This window comes from Acidibrevibacterium fodinaquatile (assembly GCF_003352165.1).
Taxonomy (GTDB): domain Bacteria; phylum Pseudomonadota; class Alphaproteobacteria; order Acetobacterales; family Acetobacteraceae; genus Acidibrevibacterium; species Acidibrevibacterium fodinaquatile.
This window is the reverse complement of record NZ_CP029176.1, coordinates 297,592-311,489: the sequence shown is the minus strand read 5'-3', so window position 1 is coordinate 311,489 and position 13,898 is coordinate 297,592. Positions and strand designations below refer to the sequence as shown.

Below are 13,898 nucleotides of genomic sequence, written 5' to 3'. Positions count from 1 at the left end.
TCCGGTGGCGTTAGGACCTGAGAACACTTGACCTCACAGCATGGCCATACCGCGACAGTTCAACGCTAGGCCTTGGAGTTAACTCCAGAGTCAAGCGGATTCCGCCACGTCTCGGCGAGCCTGATGATGGCGGTTGTTGCCGCGCTGCGAGCAGAGCTGAAACTGAGATCCTGCGCGTTCACGAAGGCTTGGTGAGTATTTTCGGCAGAAGACGGTCTCGATCGGCAATAATCGGTTGAGTATCAAGAGCGGCCATTCGACTACCCGCCGCATTCTGAAGCGCTGACAGTAATCGCACCATAGTCATGGTCTGCGCTATTTCGACAATCCTTGAAATAGCGCTTATGAGTCAGATCGCGGCCAGCTTTTCCGCCGCCTCTTTGCGCTCGCTATAGCGGCTGGTGCGCACCACACCTGTCCCTCCGACCAGGCCGATAGGTCGCGCAGCTCCAGGACCTTGGGATGATCGGTCGGCACGTCGTCAGGGAGCGGCAGGCCACTGGGGTTGAAGATGCGGGTCTCGGTGCCGAAGGCTTCAAGAAGGCGCGCGGCCTCCTGGGCCTGCAACCGGCTGAAAGACCGCTCGCGCAGAACGCCGTACAGCAACAGGATGCGCGGTGGGTGCGTCGGCGCGTGCGGCAGTAGCGCAGCCGTCGTCGGACGTTCGAAAGCATCAGGCTCGATGTTCGGCACATCCACCAAGTCAGGCGCCTGCATCAACGCGCCTCTTTGACGATACGCGGTGCTACTTGGCCGCCAAGTCGGGTTCGTCCCTGAACGCTGGGTCTGCGAGCGCAGCTTCGTAGGCGAGTTTGGCCGATTGCTCGTCGCCGAGCGCGGAGAAGGCGTTTCCGATCGTGTAGTGCAAGCTGCCGGCATGGTGGCGGCCGCCGTCGAGCTTGGATCGAAAGTAGCCGATCGCCTCCTCAATCCGTTGCGGGTGTTGGCTCATACTCGGCATCCCGAGGTTGATCTCGGCCATGTAGCAGGGACCCATCGAGTCGCTACTGGCGCCGAGCGCTGCCCCAAATTTGTCGAACCCGGCGCTGATCACGTCGTCAGCATCTTGTTCGTAGAGCCGCCTCAAGATCTGGCCAGCCCGCTCCGGATCCTCCGGGACATGGACATCTGGAGCAGCCCTCAGAACCTGCCGGGGCAGATCCGCCGGGCTCGCGCCGGATTGTTCGATCCGTCGCTCGCGCGAAGACCTCGCCCCCGATTGCGCGAGTGCCGCGAGCCGGACGAGGCGCCCGATGGTCAACTCCTCGACGAAGGAGACCGTCAGCGATTGCTGCTCGGTCCACGTCTTCCCGCTGTGTTCGTACTGGCGAAGGACGCTGTCGACGGGGCAGATGCGCAGCGAGCCTGTCGGCACATGATAGCAGGCGTAGAAGCTGTACCCCTGCATCAGCAGATAGTTCAGGTTGGTGCGACGCATCTCAACGCTGAGCGACCCGTCCGCATTTAGCGCCCGCTCCGTTCCCTTAAGTTGGACCTGGACCCTGACATTCGTGGCCCGACCGTCGTCGATCACCTCGAGCTGACAGTCTGTTCCGTAGTCCTTGCGGTCTGCACCTTGAAGGATGAAGACGTGGTGTGAGGCTGGTTACCAAACTTAGGAATCGCGGAAAATCCCGCCTGACCGATGAACACCATGGGCAGCGCGGCTTTGCGTGCGAGCGCTAGCGCGTCACGCCAGTCCTCGTTGGGAATCTCCTCCAGGCCTTTGATGATACCGGCCGCACGCTCAAAGGATGGATGGGACAAGCAACGCCCTCAGGCGCAACCGTAAAGACGCGCCGCAATGTACGGCGCCAGCAAGCGCCAATCTCTTATGAGAGAGATGGCGCGCCCGACACGATTCGAACGTGTGGCCTCCACCTTCGGAGGGTGGCGCTCTATCCAGCTGAGCTACGGGCGCATCTCTCATTGCCTAGTCCGACCAACCTCTGGAGGTCAACGGATTTGGACACCTTCAATCGAGCCTTTCGATCCAAACGCATGTCGTGATGTGCTGGTGCATCCTACGCTACGCGCTTTTCCGCTGCCGTTCTCCGAAAGCTGCTTACGCCGTGCTTACGCGAAACATCTTCAAGAAACGGCAGCTTGCCTACAGGCTCTCAACTCATTGAAACTCGTTGCCTTCTTCCACCTCTATCCAACACAGACACACTTGACATCAGCCTTCGGAGGGCAACGCTCTATCCAGCTGAGCTACGGGTGCCGCAACCTCGGATTACTCCCTGCGGCGCGTCCTGGTCAATGTTGCGGCGCGACGACGGGCGCCCCAGCGGGAATATGGCCCAGCGGGATCACGGCCCAGCGGGATCACGGCCAAGCGCGGCGCCAGGACTCCTCGAAGCCGCGCACCCGCGGCAACAGAATGAGCGGCCAGGGGCTCGGCAGCGCGCCGAGGCGGACATGGATCAGCGCTGGCGCCTGGCGCGCCAGCGCGGCATCGAGTGCAGCGCGCAGCGCCGCCGGCGTATCGGCGCGCCATGCCGCAAGGCCAAAGCTTTCCGCCATGCGCACAAAATCGGGGTTGTGGAGATCGCACGCGATCAGCCGGTTGCCGTACTGCTCGGCCTGGATGCGGCGGACATTGCCGAAAGCGCCATCGTCGAACACCACCGCGACAACGGCGATGCCGTGCCGCATCGCGGTTGCCATTTCCCCGGCCTGATAGAGAAACCCGCCATCGCCGCTGAGCAGGACGACCGGGCGATCGGGCAGCGCCGCCTTGGCGCCGAGCGCCGCGCCATAGCCCCAGCCGAGATTGTCCTGATAGCCCGGGGAAAGATACCGCCGGGGCGCCGTGACCGGAAAGGCGAGCCGGCCGACGAAGCCCATTTGCGTCACGTCCTCAACGACGATGCCGTCTTCCGGCAACGCCGCGCGAATGGCGCCGAGAAATTCCAATTGCGGCGCAAGCCGCGCCAATTCCCCGCCAAACCAAGCCTGCGCCGCCGCGACATCGGCGCGGGCCGGGCGGGCGCGGCGCGGCAGGGCCTCGCATAAGGCGGCAAGACCGAGCGCGGCATCGGCGAGGATCGCGGCATCAGGGCGACGCTGGCGTTCGATCTCCTCGGCATCGACATCGAGGCGAATGAGTTTCAGCGCGGGATCACTCCCCCAGACCGAAAGCGGCACATGGAGCCGGGTGCCGACCGCGAGCACGGCATCCGCCTCGGCCCACAGACGATGCCCGACCGGCCAGGAGACCGCGAGCGGATGATCGCTCGGCAAGATGCCGCGGCCGCGACGGAAACTCATCACCGGCGCCGCCAGCGCCTCGGCGAGCGCGCGGAGCGCCGGCGCGGCATCGAGCGCGCCGCCGCCGACCACGATCAGCGGCCGCTCGGCGCGATCGAGCAGGGCGGCCGCCTTGGCCACTGCCTCGGGATCGGGGGCGAGCGCGGCCCGCGCAAGCGGCGCGACCGGCGCGACCGGCGCCTCGCGCCCCCAGACATCGATCGCGCATTCGAGCGCGACCGGCCGCGCCCGCCCGGCCTGTGCCTTCGCCAACGCCTCGGCGATCAGGCCGGGCGCTTCGCCGGGATGGGTGATCCGGGCGGCGAATTTGGTGAGATGCCGCAGCAAGCCGAGTTGATCCGGCAGTTCGTGGAGATGGCCATAGCCGCGATCGATGGCGTTGTGCGGAATCTGCCCGGCCAGCGCCAGCACCGGCGCGCCGAGGCCATAAGCGTTGAGGAGGGCGGCACCGGCATTGAGAAGCCCCGGCCCCGGCACCACCGAGAAGGCTTGCGGCTGACCGGTTGCGAGCGCGGCGCCGAGCGCCATATAGCCGGCAGCCTGCTCGTGGCGCGGGTGAATGACCCGGATACGATCGGCCGCCGCGTGCAGAGCATCGAACAGCGGATCGTTATGCACCCCGGGCAAGGCGTAAAGCGTCGTCAGCCCATGCGCGACCAGGGCCTCCACCACGGTGGCGGCGGTGGTCATCCGGGGCGCGGCCCGCATGCGGGCCTCGGCGCCGGTCATCCCTGATGGGCGGCGCTTTGCTGCTTCTCTTTGGCGCCGGCCTTCACCCCGGGGCCGGCGATCGAGCCCGACGGGTGCTCTGCCGAGGCTTCCATGGAAGCATCGTCATCCTCCGCCATATTTTTCTTAAACGCTTTGATTCCCTTGGCGAAATCACCCATAAGGTGGCTCACCTTGCCAGTCCCGAACAGCAACAGGACGACCATCAAGACGATCAGCCAATGCCAGATGCTCAAGCTTCCCATGGCGTCTTAGCTCCGCAAAAACTTCGCCGCAAAGAAATGGACCGGCGCGGGCGCGGTTGCAAGCGCCTTTCGCGCCGCGCTGTCGACACGGCGCGACGTCAGCCGACATTACCGGATCGGCGGGCCGGCGAGCGCGACCAATCTCGCGCAGACGGTCGCCGATGATCAATCCGGCAGTTTCGGCGCGGGTGGCGCTGCGCGCTCCTCATCGCTCATGCGGGCGATCTCGCTGAAGCCAAAGAGCAGCAGCAGCAAGCCGACGATGACCTGCCCGGCGGCGAGCAGCCGCACCAATTGCCCGACCGGCACGATATCGCCATAGCCGACCGTGCTCAGGGTGATGATGCTGAAATACATCGCCTCGCCGAAAGAAAGGAAATGATCGGCCGAATCGGTAAGAAATTGCGGTGTCTCCGCGCTCATTTCGGCGAGCCGGTAAAGACAGGCGAACACGACGACGAGCAGCGAATAAAGGGTCATGAACGCGGTCATCGGGATCATCAGCCGGTCGATGCGATGCGCGACCCCCTCAAAAATCAGCGCGACATCGTTGAGGAGCAAAACGACGTCACGCGCCGCATAGGCGATGAACCCCGACACCACCGCCATCGAGACGAGCAGCGCAACCTCTTGGTCGCTCGCGGCGAGATGCAGTCGGGGCAGCGCGAAAGTGGCGGCGCCAACCGCGGCGACCCCCGGGATCCAGCGCCAAAGCGCCGGCAGCGCGGTGATTTCGCGCCGCCGGCGCGCATGAAGCACCGCGTTGATCTGGCGAAGGCGCACGAAACAGGCACCGAGAAAAACCAAGACCGGCATGGCGAGCGCGATGATCGCCGGCCCGTGACCGGCTTTCGGAAAATTCGATTCGCGGAAGAAAAAAAAGGTGCACGCGTAAACCGCGAGAAAATTGGCGAAGGTGATGCCGAAATGCATCCCGCCGGAAAAGGCGACGAAGAAAAAACCGAATCCCGTGGCACAGATCGCAAGTGCTGCGACGTCGAATTTCCAATCCTCCCCGGCCGCAACCGAAACCAGCCCGACCAGGATCAGAGTGAACAAAAGCGCCCGCAGCCAACTGAACATTGCCGCGTCACGCTTCGCCGCCGCCGTTTGGGCCATGGCATCGTCTCCCCGAACATCAACGTTGCGTCTGCTGGCCCGTGTTAGCCGGAGGCGTCCGTCACATCAACGCATCGTGATGATTTCGCGGCTTGGCTAATAACACGAAACGATACCAAGGCGACGGCGAGCGCCAAGGCCGCGAGGGCAGCGAAAATCGCCGGGGGCGCGAGGCCGAGCCCGTGCAGCCCCATCAGCGCCAGCGCCGCACTCGCCATGAAGGCGGCGTTCAGAACATTGTTTGCGGCGACCAGCCGGGCGCGCAGCGCCGCCGGCGCCCGCTGCAACACGCCATAGAGCAGCACCGAGACCACGCCGCCCATGGCGGCAATCAAAAACAGGTCGGCGAGAAGATGCCAGCCCGCGCCGGTCACCAGAATCTGCCGGACCGTCTGCCCCCCGGGGAACAGCCCGAACCGATGGGTCATGACGGCAAAATCACCGATCAGCGGCGCCATCGCGAGCAGCGCCCACGGCACTGGCGAGAGCCGGACACCGCCCGCAGCGAGGCGACCGGTTGCAACCGCGCCCGCGCCGACCCCGAGCACGAACGCCATCAAGAACAGCGCCACCAAATCGGCGCCAGCGGCGAAAACATGATGCGCGAGCGCGGGAAATTCGGTGATGAACACCGCGCCGACCGCCCAGAACCAGCTCAATCCGAGGATCGCCGCCCAGATTTCCGGCACCAAACGCGCCGCCGCGAAAAGGGCTCCTGTCTCGCGCCAAAGGCCACGCGCGCCGACGCTCTCCGGCGCCGCCGCCGCGAGCGCTGGCAGCAACCGTGCCGCGGCAAGTCCGATCGCGGCCAAAACCACCCCCGCGCCGCCGGCCAGCCAAACCGCCGCTGGCGCCGCCATCAGCGCCGCCCCGGCAACGGTGCCGATGAGGATGGCGAAAAAAGTTGTCGCCTCGATCCAGCCGGTCGCCGCCGGCACGGCCTCGGCGGTCAGCAATTCCGGCACGATCGCGTATTTGATCGGCCCGAAAAACGCCGCCTGCGCCCCCAATCCGAACAAAACCAGCAACAGCGCCGCGGGATTTCGTGACACCAGCGCGCCGGCGGCGGCGAGCATGAGCAAAAGCTCGGCAAGCTTGGCGAGACGGACCAGACGCGCCTTGTCGTAGCGGTCGGCGAGCACGCCAGCGGGGATGGAAAACAGCAGGAAGGGCAGAATGAACACCCCGCCCGCCGCCGCGACGAGCACCGGCCCGGCCGCCCCCGCCTGCCCGATGATGAGCACGGCGATCGCGTTTTTATAGAGATTGTCTGCGAGCGCGCCACACGCCTGTAGCAGCAAAAACGGCCAGAACCGCCGCGAGCGCAGCAGATCGCGCGCCAAGCCGCGCCCTCAAACGGTTGCGATCGGCGTCACCGGCGAGCCCACCGCGCCGGGAAGACGAAGCGGCGGCGCGGTGAGCAGAAAGCGCGAACGCCCGGCGGCCCGCAACCAGGCGGCAAGCTCGCTCAAATACCATAATTCGCCGAGATTGACGCCGAGCCGGAACAGGCAATGGGCATGGAGCGGCAGCGAGGCGCAATGATCCTCCTCGCACGGCCGCGCCGGCACCGCCTCCACCGCGTAATTATCGGCGATCAGGGCAGCGAGACCGCTTTGCGTGATCCAGTCCTGCAACCGTGCATCGCGGCCATCGAGGGCGGCGCACGCGTCATGCACCCGCGCCGGATCGGGATTGCCCTTCATTTCGAGGAGCATCGCGGCGAAGCCGGTGTGAAGACAGACCATGTCCCCCTCCTCGACGATGATGCGATCCTTCGCCATCACCGCCATCAACGCGTCATAGCCGACGAGGGTGCGGGCGCGGCCGAAATGCGCCTCGAGATCGATCATCACCGCGCGGCCCTGAATACAGGCTTCCGCCATATTCTCGACGCCGAGACGGCGAGCCCCGGAGGGCGCGGCGACCGGCGCATCGCCATGCGCGTAATCGATCGGGCCGATGACATCGCGGCCGGCGCGAAACCCGTTATAATAGACGAATTCGGGCACACCATCGCCGTCGGCATCGAACATCTGCCCGACATGGGCGAGGCTGTCCCATTGCGTCGAGTATTGCAGGGTCAGCACCACCTGGTCGTCGGAAACGATGTCGGTATAGCGCGGATCCTCGCGGTTCAGCGGAAAATTCATGTTCGGCCGGCCGCCGCGCTCGGTGGGGGCAAGACGCGGCGGATGCCGGCGCGGGTTGAGGACATTGCCGCCGGGATAATCGAGCGGCAGGCTCAAGCAAAAGCTTCGCCCCTCGCGCACCTCGCTGATGCCCTGCAACACTTTCTCGCGCGTGATCAGATTGAGCCGCCCGCGCTCGTCATCCGGCCCGAAATCACCCCAGGTCGAGCCCGGCGGCCGCTGCCGCCAGCGTTGCTGTTCACCCATATGCGCATCCTCCCACGTCGTTTGCACCCGCGCGGCGCAGGGCGAGCTTACGCGCGGCGCGGGCGCGAGACCAGGGCGCGATAAAGATGCCAAGTCGCATGCCCGAGCACCGGCAAGACGACGATCAGCCCGACGAGGAAGGGGAGCGAGCCGAGGACCAAAAGCCCGGTGACGATCGCCGCCCATGCCACCATCGGCCCGGGATTGGCGGCGACCGCGAGGATCGAGGTCGCGATCGCGGTATTGAGGCTGGCATCGCGGTCGAGCAGCAGCGGGAAGGAAATGACGCCGATCAGGAACGCGACCACGGCACAGCAGAACCCGGTGACGACGCCGATCGCGATCATTGCCCAACCCGGCTTCGTCGTCAGCGCATCGTGAAGGAATTGCGCGAGCGTCGGCGCCGGCATGTCCAACCCGTAATAGGCCCCGAGCGTTGCCATATAGATCACCTGGGCGAGCACCAGCCAGAGCAGGAAAATCACGATCAGCGCGGCGCCGAGAAGGGCGATGCGCCCGATCGCCGGCGAGCCGAGGACACGGAAGGCATCCGCCCATGAGGCGGTGCCGTCACGCTCGCGGCGGCGGCTGATTTCGTAGAGACCGAGCGCGAAAAACGGGCCGAGAATGGCAAAGCCCGAGGCCAGCGGGAACAGGATCTGCACCGCGCCGCGGCCAAACATCACCTGTTCCAGGATCAGCCCCGCCGCCGGATAGATCAGGCAGAGAAACAAAACATCGGTGCGGTTCGCGGCAAAATCCGCAACCCCGCTGATCAAAGCGGCGCGGAGATCGGCGAGCGTGATGCGTCTGATCACCACCTCGCGCTCGGCATTGCTCTCCGCCCAATAGTCGTTTGCCGGAACCGCACCGAGGGCGCGCGACGAGGTCTGGATATACTGCCAGCTCCAGACGACCGGATTTTGAATGGTCATGGCCGTTTCTCCCGTGCAAACGGGGCGAAATACCCGAGCGGCAACACCCCGCTGCCGGTTAGGCTACGCCTTATCGCGGCAAAAATGCATGAAATTTTGTGCGATCATCGCAGCGCCGCCCTCTCGCCGCCATCAGCCCCTCTCGGCGCCGCGGACGAGCGCGGCAGGGGTGCCGTCGCCAGCACCAGGCGGCGGCGATGGACGGGGCGGTTCGGGATCGCGGCATAGACATCCTTCACCGCCTCGCTCAACGTGAGCCCGGCGAAGCCCGGCGCGACGCGGTGCCCGACCCGTTCGATCAGCGGCGCGATGCGAAGCAGCAGCCGCAAACGCGCCGGCGGCAGGTAGAGCGCGGTATCGCGCCGTGTCACGTGAAACAGCGAGGCGGCGAGCAGGCGGCCGATCTGCCCCTGCGAATAGGGTTGCCCCTGGCCGAACGGGGTCGTCTCGACATGCGCCCAAAGGCCGACGCGGTTGGGCGCGACCACCAGCAACCGCCCGTCATCCTTCAAAACCCGCCACACTTCGCGCAGCAGCCGCCGCGCATTCTCCGCCGCCTCCAACCCATGCACCAGCAGCACGCGGTCGAAACTGAGATCGGCGAAAGGGAGATCCTCCTCCTCGACGGTGCAAGAGAGCCCCGGCGCCGCCGCCGGCCAGGCAGCGGCACCGATCTGCGCCGGCAGCGCCGCGATGCAGCGCGCTGCCTCCTCGCGCCACAGCCGAAGATAGGGCGCGGCATAGCCAAGGCCGAGAATCGAGGCGCCGCGCGCCTCCGCCACCGGCCAAAAGCGCAGCAGCCGGGCGCGCAACAGCCGCGCCACCACCGCCCCTTGGGCGCTCGCGTAAAACTCCGCCGCAGCATGCGCATCGGTCGCCATCGCATGAGTATAGCTGGAAACCGGCGCCGAACCGTTATACATCTCGCGCATGGCAGTTCACGCGACCCCAATTCCGATTCTCAAGGACAATTATGCGTGGCTCTTGCAGGACGGTGATGCCGGCGCCCTCGCGCTCGTCGATCCCGCCGAAGCGGAGCCGCTGATCGCCGCCATCGAGGCGCGCGGTGGCCGGCTCGATCTCATTCTCCTCACCCATCACCACGCCGATCACGTCGCCGCGACCGAACCGCTGCGCGCGCGCTATGGCTGCCCGGTTGCCGGCGCACGCTTCGATGCGCCTCGCCTGCCGAAGCTCGATATCGCCCTCGATGAGGGGGAAACCGTCGCACTCGGGGCGGCGCGCGGCCGGGTGATCGCGACCCCTGGCCACACACGCGGCCATATCGCCTGGTTCTTCGCCGATGGCGCGGTTCTGGCCTGCGGCGACACTCTGTTTTCGCTCGGCTGTGGGCGCTTGTTCGAGGGCACGGCTGAGGACATGTTCGCGAGCCTCGCCAAGCTCAAGGCACTGCCGGACGAGACGCTGGTCTGCTGCGGCCACGAATATACTTTGAGCAATGCCCGCTTCGCCCGCGCCGTCGATCCCGCTAACCCGGCGCTTTTGGACCGGATCAATGAGATCGAGCGCCTGCGAGCGGCGGGCCTGCCGACGGTGCCGACCACGCTTGCGCAAGAACGCGCGACCAACCCCTTCCTGCGCGCCGCCGATGCGAAAGCCCTTGGCGCGTTGCGCGCACGCAAGGACAATTTTTGAGACCAATCACCCGGAGGCCGCGTCATGAAACTCTTCTATTCGCCGACCAGCCCCTATGTCCGCAAGGTCATGGCCTGCGCCATCGCCCGCGACATCGATGGGCAAATCGAAACGCTGCGAACCAACCCGCATGAACGGCCAGCGGCCCTGCTTGCTGCGAACCCGCTGTCGAAAGTGCCATGTCTCGTCACCGAAGATGGCGTGGCGCTTTATGACAGCCCGGTGATCGCCGAATATCTCGACAGCATCGGCGATGCGCCGCCGCTCTTTCCCCGCCCGGGAAGCGCCGCGCGCTGGCATGCGCTGAAATTGCAGGCGCTCGGGGATGGAATTCTCGATGCGGCGGTCGGGCGGCGGATGGAGCAGGCCAAGCCGCGTGAGGCCGCGCGCGACACCACACTCGCGGAGCAGAAAGCGGTCGTCGCCCGCGCGATCGCGGCGCTCGAGGCCGAGCCGCCAGGACCATCGCTCGATATCGGCAGCATCGCCATCGCCTGCGCCCTCGGCTATCTCGATTTCCGCTTCGCCGATGAGCCCTGGCGCCCCGGCCATCCGCGCCTCGCCGCGTGGTTCGCGGCGATCTCGGCAGCGCCGGCCATCGCCAAGACAATGCCGCGGGAATAATCGGCGGGGCAAACTATCAGGGCGCAAGAGCGAGCGTCACCGCGCGCGCCGGCTGCAACTTCGGCAAATCGTCGCCGGCGGCGAGCGCGAGCACCATGGCGGCCGGATTGACGCCAAGCGCCTCGCCCAGGGCGGCATAGCTGGTGGTCAGTCGCGGATTGATCTCCAGCACCACCGGGCCGGAAGAGGCCGCGATGAGATCAACGCCGACATAGCCGAACAAGTCGGGGATGCCGCGGGCGATGGCGGCGGCGAGCGGCGTGTAAAGCGCGCGCTTTTCCTCCGCGCCGCCGACCACGAAGCCACGGTAATGAAATTCGTCGCCCAGACGCGCGATGATTTGCCGGTTGCAGGACAATAAGGTCGCCTCGCCAGCGTTGCAGAGCAGCGAAAGACTTTCCGGCGCGCCCGCGATGAAAGGCTGCGCGATCAGGCCTTGCGTGCCGCGCGCGGTGGCCAATGCCGCCGCGGGATCGGCGAAAAACCGCACGCCTTCGGCACCGGCGCCGTCATCGGGTTTGACGATGGCGCCGTGCGGCGCCGCAATCCCGGGCGCGAGGGCGGGCGCTGTCGGAACACCGTGCGCCGCGAGATGCCGGGCGGTCGCGGTCTTACTTGTGCAGAGCCGCACCGCCTCCGGCGATGACCCGAGAAGAATCTTCCCCCGCGCCATTTCGGAGAGGCGCAGCAAAATGCCATCACTCTCCGGCGCGATCGGCCAGAACGCCTCCGCCGCAGCGATTTCCGCCCGCACGATGTCCCAAAAGGCGCCGGCCTCGACAGCAACCGTCTCGGCCGGAACAGAGAACGCCGCAAGCCGCGCATCACGGCAAACGCGAAGCCTAACCCTGGGAACAGCCGCGAGATCGGCGAGCAAAGCGCGCAGCATCATTTCCCCTTCGGCGCGCAAGCCAGCCGGGATCGGCGCACCCGCGAACCCGCCGCCGGTCACGAATTCACAAACGAAAATGCGCATCAATATGTTCTTTTTCTGAAGAAAAAGAACCAAAAAGACTTCCATCCTGGTTTCTCGGAATAGCCAAGACGCCACAGAGGAAACGTTTTTTGGTTCTTTTTTTCAAAAAAGAACAATTCTGCTCGGCTGATCAGAACGCCGCTTCCTCCAGCGCCATCATCGCGTGTTTGCCGGATTTGATGGCGAGATAAAGCGCGCCCGCCTGCGGCAGGAGGCGTTCCATGGTGAAGCGGGCGGTCGTGAGCTTCGCGTGATAAAACGCCGGCTCGTCGGCGCCGTTCGCGAGCTTGGCCGCAGCGGTTTTGGCCATCCGCGCCCACATGAAACCAAGCGCGACGAGGCCGAAAAGGCGGAGATACTCGCTCGCCGCAGCTCCCGCTTCCTCGGGGTCGCGCATGCCCGCTTCAGCGATATGGGCGGTCGCGAGTTGCAGGGCGCCGAAGGCTTTTTCCAGTCCATGGACCATCTTGCCGATCGCCGCATCCTCCTTGTGCGCGGCGACGAAGGCCGCAACAGGGTGGAAAAATCCGCGCAGCAATCGCCCGTAATGCGCGCCCAATTTGCGCCCGACGAGATCGAGCGCCTGAATGCCGTTGGTGCCCTCATAAATCATCGCGATCCGCGCATCGCGCACATATTGCTCAACGCCATGGTCACGGATATAGCCGTGGCCACCGTAAACCTGAACCGCGAGATTGGCGGCCTCGAAGCCGAGATCGGTGAACAGCGCCTTGACGATCGGCGTCATCAACGCGGTGAAATCCTCCGCCTTTTCGCGCGCCGCCGGCTCCGCGCTCCGCTCGATCGTATCGAGCGCCTGCGCGACCCAAAGCCCGAGGGCGCGACAGCCTTCGGCATAGGCGCGCATGGTGAGCAGCATGCGCCGCACATCGGGATGGACGATGATCGGGTCGGCCGGTTGATCGGGATTTTTCACACCACTCAGTGAACGCCCCTGGATACGCTCGCGGGCATAGGCAACGGCGCTCTGATAGGCCGCCTCCCCGATCGCAAGACCTTGGATGCCCACCGAAAGCCGCTCGCTGTTCATCATCGTGAACATTGCCGCGAGACCACGATGCGGCGCGCCGACCAGCCAGCCTTTGGCATTCTCGAAAGTAAGCTGGCAGGTTGCGGAGGCTTTGATGCCCATCTTGTGTTCGATCGCGGTGCAGAGAACGCCGTTGTGCGCGCCCGGCCGGTCTTGCTCGTCGGGCAGGAATTTCGGCACCAGGAACAGGCTGATGCCGCGGCTGCCGGCGGGCGCGTCGGGAAGGCGCGCGAGCACGAGATGGATGATGTTCTCGGTCAGATCATGCTCGCCGGCGGAGATGAAAATCTTGTTGCCCGAGAGCAGATAGCTGCCATCCTCTTGCGGCACCGCGCGAGTGCGCAGCATGCCGAGATCGGTGCCGCAATGCGGCTCAGTGAGGCACATCGTGCCGCTCCAGACGCCGCTTGCGAGTTTCGGCAGGAAGCGCCGCTTCAGTTCTTCCGTGCCGTGATCGCGCAACGCCTGATAGGCGCCGCGCGAAAGCCCGGGATAGAGGCTGAAGGAAAGATTGGCGCTACAGATCATCTCCTCGACGAGCTTGTTCACGCATTCGGGCAGACCTTGGCCACCATACTCGGGATCACAAGCAAGCGCCGTCCAGCCACCCTCGCGGAAAAGATCATACGCGGCCTTGAACCCTTTCGGCGTGCGCACGACGCCATTTTCGTAATGGCAGCCCTCCTCGTCACCGGCGGCATTGAGCGGCGCCAACACTTCTTCGACGAAGCGGCCGGCTTCTTCGAGAATGCTGTCGATGAGATCCGGCGCCAGACTTTCTTCGCCCGGCCGAGAGGCGAGAGCGGTGCCGCCGAAAACTTCGTGCAGCAGGAAACGCATGTCACGAAGTGGTGCCTTGTAGGTTTGCATGGCGATTGTCTCCTGCGACGA

At 65.4% G+C, this 13,898-nt stretch carries 13 protein-coding genes and 1 tRNA gene; 2 read left to right on the top strand and 12 right to left on the bottom strand.

The window, feature by feature from the left end; all coding sequences use genetic code 11:
- Positions 1 to 342 precede the first annotated feature (342 nt).
- The 10 genes from DEF76_RS01450 to DEF76_RS01400 form a co-directional block, all read right to left on the bottom strand.
- Positions 343 to 717: an NAD(P)H-dependent oxidoreductase gene (locus tag DEF76_RS01450; RefSeq protein WP_205216069.1), complete on the bottom strand. Its 375-nt coding sequence runs from the start codon at positions 715 to 717 to the stop codon at positions 343 to 345.
- A gap of 28 nt (positions 718 to 745) precedes the next feature.
- The gene (locus DEF76_RS01445; protein WP_114910805.1) at positions 746 to 1,585 is read right to left on the bottom strand and encodes a DUF4365 domain-containing protein; all 840 of its coding nucleotides are present in this window, start codon (positions 1,583 to 1,585) and stop codon (positions 746 to 748) included.
- Positions 1,586 to 1,844: 259 nt separating this feature from the next.
- Positions 1,845 to 1,921: transfer RNA gene (locus DEF76_RS01435), tRNA-Arg, on the bottom strand.
- A gap of 407 nt (positions 1,922 to 2,328) precedes the next feature.
- Positions 2,329 to 3,981: a thiamine pyrophosphate-dependent enzyme gene (locus tag DEF76_RS01430; RefSeq protein WP_114913586.1), complete on the bottom strand. Its 1,653-nt coding sequence runs from the start codon at positions 3,979 to 3,981 to the stop codon at positions 2,329 to 2,331.
- A gap of 17 nt (positions 3,982 to 3,998) precedes the next feature.
- Positions 3,999 to 4,247, bottom strand: coding sequence for a twin-arginine translocase TatA/TatE family subunit (locus DEF76_RS01425; protein ID WP_114910803.1), 249 nt, complete (start codon positions 4,245 to 4,247; stop codon positions 3,999 to 4,001).
- Positions 4,248 to 4,412: 165 nt separating this feature from the next.
- Complete coding sequence (locus DEF76_RS01420) at positions 4,413 to 5,366, bottom strand: potassium channel family protein (protein WP_114910802.1); 954 nt, start codon at positions 5,364 to 5,366, stop codon at positions 4,413 to 4,415.
- 44 nt (positions 5,367 to 5,410) lie between these two features.
- Positions 5,411 to 6,709, bottom strand: coding sequence for an MFS transporter (locus DEF76_RS01415; protein ID WP_114910801.1), 1,299 nt, complete (start codon positions 6,707 to 6,709; stop codon positions 5,411 to 5,413).
- Positions 6,710 to 6,718: 9 nt separating this feature from the next.
- Entirely contained in the window at positions 6,719 to 7,765 is a 1,047-nt protein-coding gene (locus DEF76_RS01410; protein WP_114910800.1) for a cyclase family protein, read from the bottom strand.
- Between the two features lie 47 nt (positions 7,766 to 7,812).
- The gene (locus DEF76_RS01405) at positions 7,813 to 8,700 is read right to left on the bottom strand and encodes a DUF2189 domain-containing protein (RefSeq protein WP_114910799.1); all 888 of its coding nucleotides are present in this window, start codon (positions 8,698 to 8,700) and stop codon (positions 7,813 to 7,815) included.
- A gap of 104 nt (positions 8,701 to 8,804) precedes the next feature.
- The gene (locus DEF76_RS01400; protein ID WP_338025770.1) at positions 8,805 to 9,632 is read right to left on the bottom strand and encodes a class I SAM-dependent methyltransferase; all 828 of its coding nucleotides are present in this window, start codon (positions 9,630 to 9,632) and stop codon (positions 8,805 to 8,807) included.
- On the opposite strand from DEF76_RS01400, the gene gloB reads away from it, so the two are divergent.
- Together gloB and DEF76_RS01390 are read left to right on the top strand one after the other, a co-directional pair.
- Positions 9,631 to 10,356 carry a hydroxyacylglutathione hydrolase gene (gloB, locus tag DEF76_RS01395; protein WP_114910798.1) on the top strand — a complete coding sequence of 242 codons (726 nt, stop codon included), beginning with the start codon at positions 9,631 to 9,633 and terminating at the stop codon, positions 10,354 to 10,356. The genes DEF76_RS01400 and gloB overlap by 2 nt on opposite strands.
- Positions 10,357 to 10,380: 24 nt before the next feature.
- Positions 10,381 to 10,980 carry a glutathione S-transferase N-terminal domain-containing protein gene (locus tag DEF76_RS01390; protein WP_114910797.1) on the top strand — a complete coding sequence of 200 codons (600 nt, stop codon included), beginning with the start codon at positions 10,381 to 10,383 and terminating at the stop codon, positions 10,978 to 10,980.
- A gap of 16 nt (positions 10,981 to 10,996) precedes the next feature.
- On the opposite strand, the gene DEF76_RS01385 is transcribed toward DEF76_RS01390, so the two are convergent.
- Both DEF76_RS01385 and DEF76_RS01380 read right to left on the bottom strand, forming a co-directional pair.
- Entirely contained in the window at positions 10,997 to 11,956 is a 960-nt protein-coding gene (locus DEF76_RS01385) for an ATP-grasp domain-containing protein (protein ID WP_162800433.1), read from the bottom strand.
- A gap of 130 nt (positions 11,957 to 12,086) precedes the next feature.
- Positions 12,087 to 13,877, bottom strand: coding sequence for an acyl-CoA dehydrogenase C-terminal domain-containing protein (locus tag DEF76_RS01380; RefSeq protein ID WP_114910795.1), 1,791 nt, complete (start codon positions 13,875 to 13,877; stop codon positions 12,087 to 12,089).
- Positions 13,878 to 13,898 lie beyond the last annotated feature (21 nt).

Bases quoted from the DNA above. Each gene is read 5' to 3' on its own strand.
- DEF76_RS01385 (WP_162800433.1), bottom strand. From the start codon at position 11,956: ATGCGCATTTTCGTTTGTGAATTCGTGACCGGCGGCGGGTTCGCGGGT.
- DEF76_RS01400 (WP_338025770.1), bottom strand. From the start codon at position 9,632: ATGCGCGAGATGTATAACGGTTCGGCGCCGGTTTCCAGCTATACTCAT.
- DEF76_RS01405 (WP_114910799.1), bottom strand. From the start codon at position 8,700: ATGACCATTCAAAATCCGGTCGTCTGGAGCTGGCAGTATATCCAGACC.
- gloB (WP_114910798.1), top strand. From the start codon at position 9,631: ATGGCAGTTCACGCGACCCCAATTCCGATTCTCAAGGACAATTATGCG.
- DEF76_RS01430 (WP_114913586.1), bottom strand. From the start codon at position 3,981: ATGCGGGCCGCGCCCCGGATGACCACCGCCGCCACCGTGGTGGAGGCC.
- DEF76_RS01450 (WP_205216069.1), bottom strand. From the start codon at position 717: ATGCAGGCGCCTGACTTGGTGGATGTGCCGAACATCGAGCCTGATGCT.
- DEF76_RS01380 (WP_114910795.1), bottom strand. From the start codon at position 13,877: ATGCAAACCTACAAGGCACCACTTCGTGACATGCGTTTCCTGCTGCAC.
- DEF76_RS01410 (WP_114910800.1), bottom strand. From the start codon at position 7,765: ATGGGTGAACAGCAACGCTGGCGGCAGCGGCCGCCGGGCTCGACCTGG.
- DEF76_RS01390 (WP_114910797.1), top strand. From the start codon at position 10,381: ATGAAACTCTTCTATTCGCCGACCAGCCCCTATGTCCGCAAGGTCATG.
- DEF76_RS01425 (WP_114910803.1), bottom strand. From the start codon at position 4,247: ATGGGAAGCTTGAGCATCTGGCATTGGCTGATCGTCTTGATGGTCGTC.
- DEF76_RS01420 (WP_114910802.1), bottom strand. From the start codon at position 5,366: ATGGCCCAAACGGCGGCGGCGAAGCGTGACGCGGCAATGTTCAGTTGG.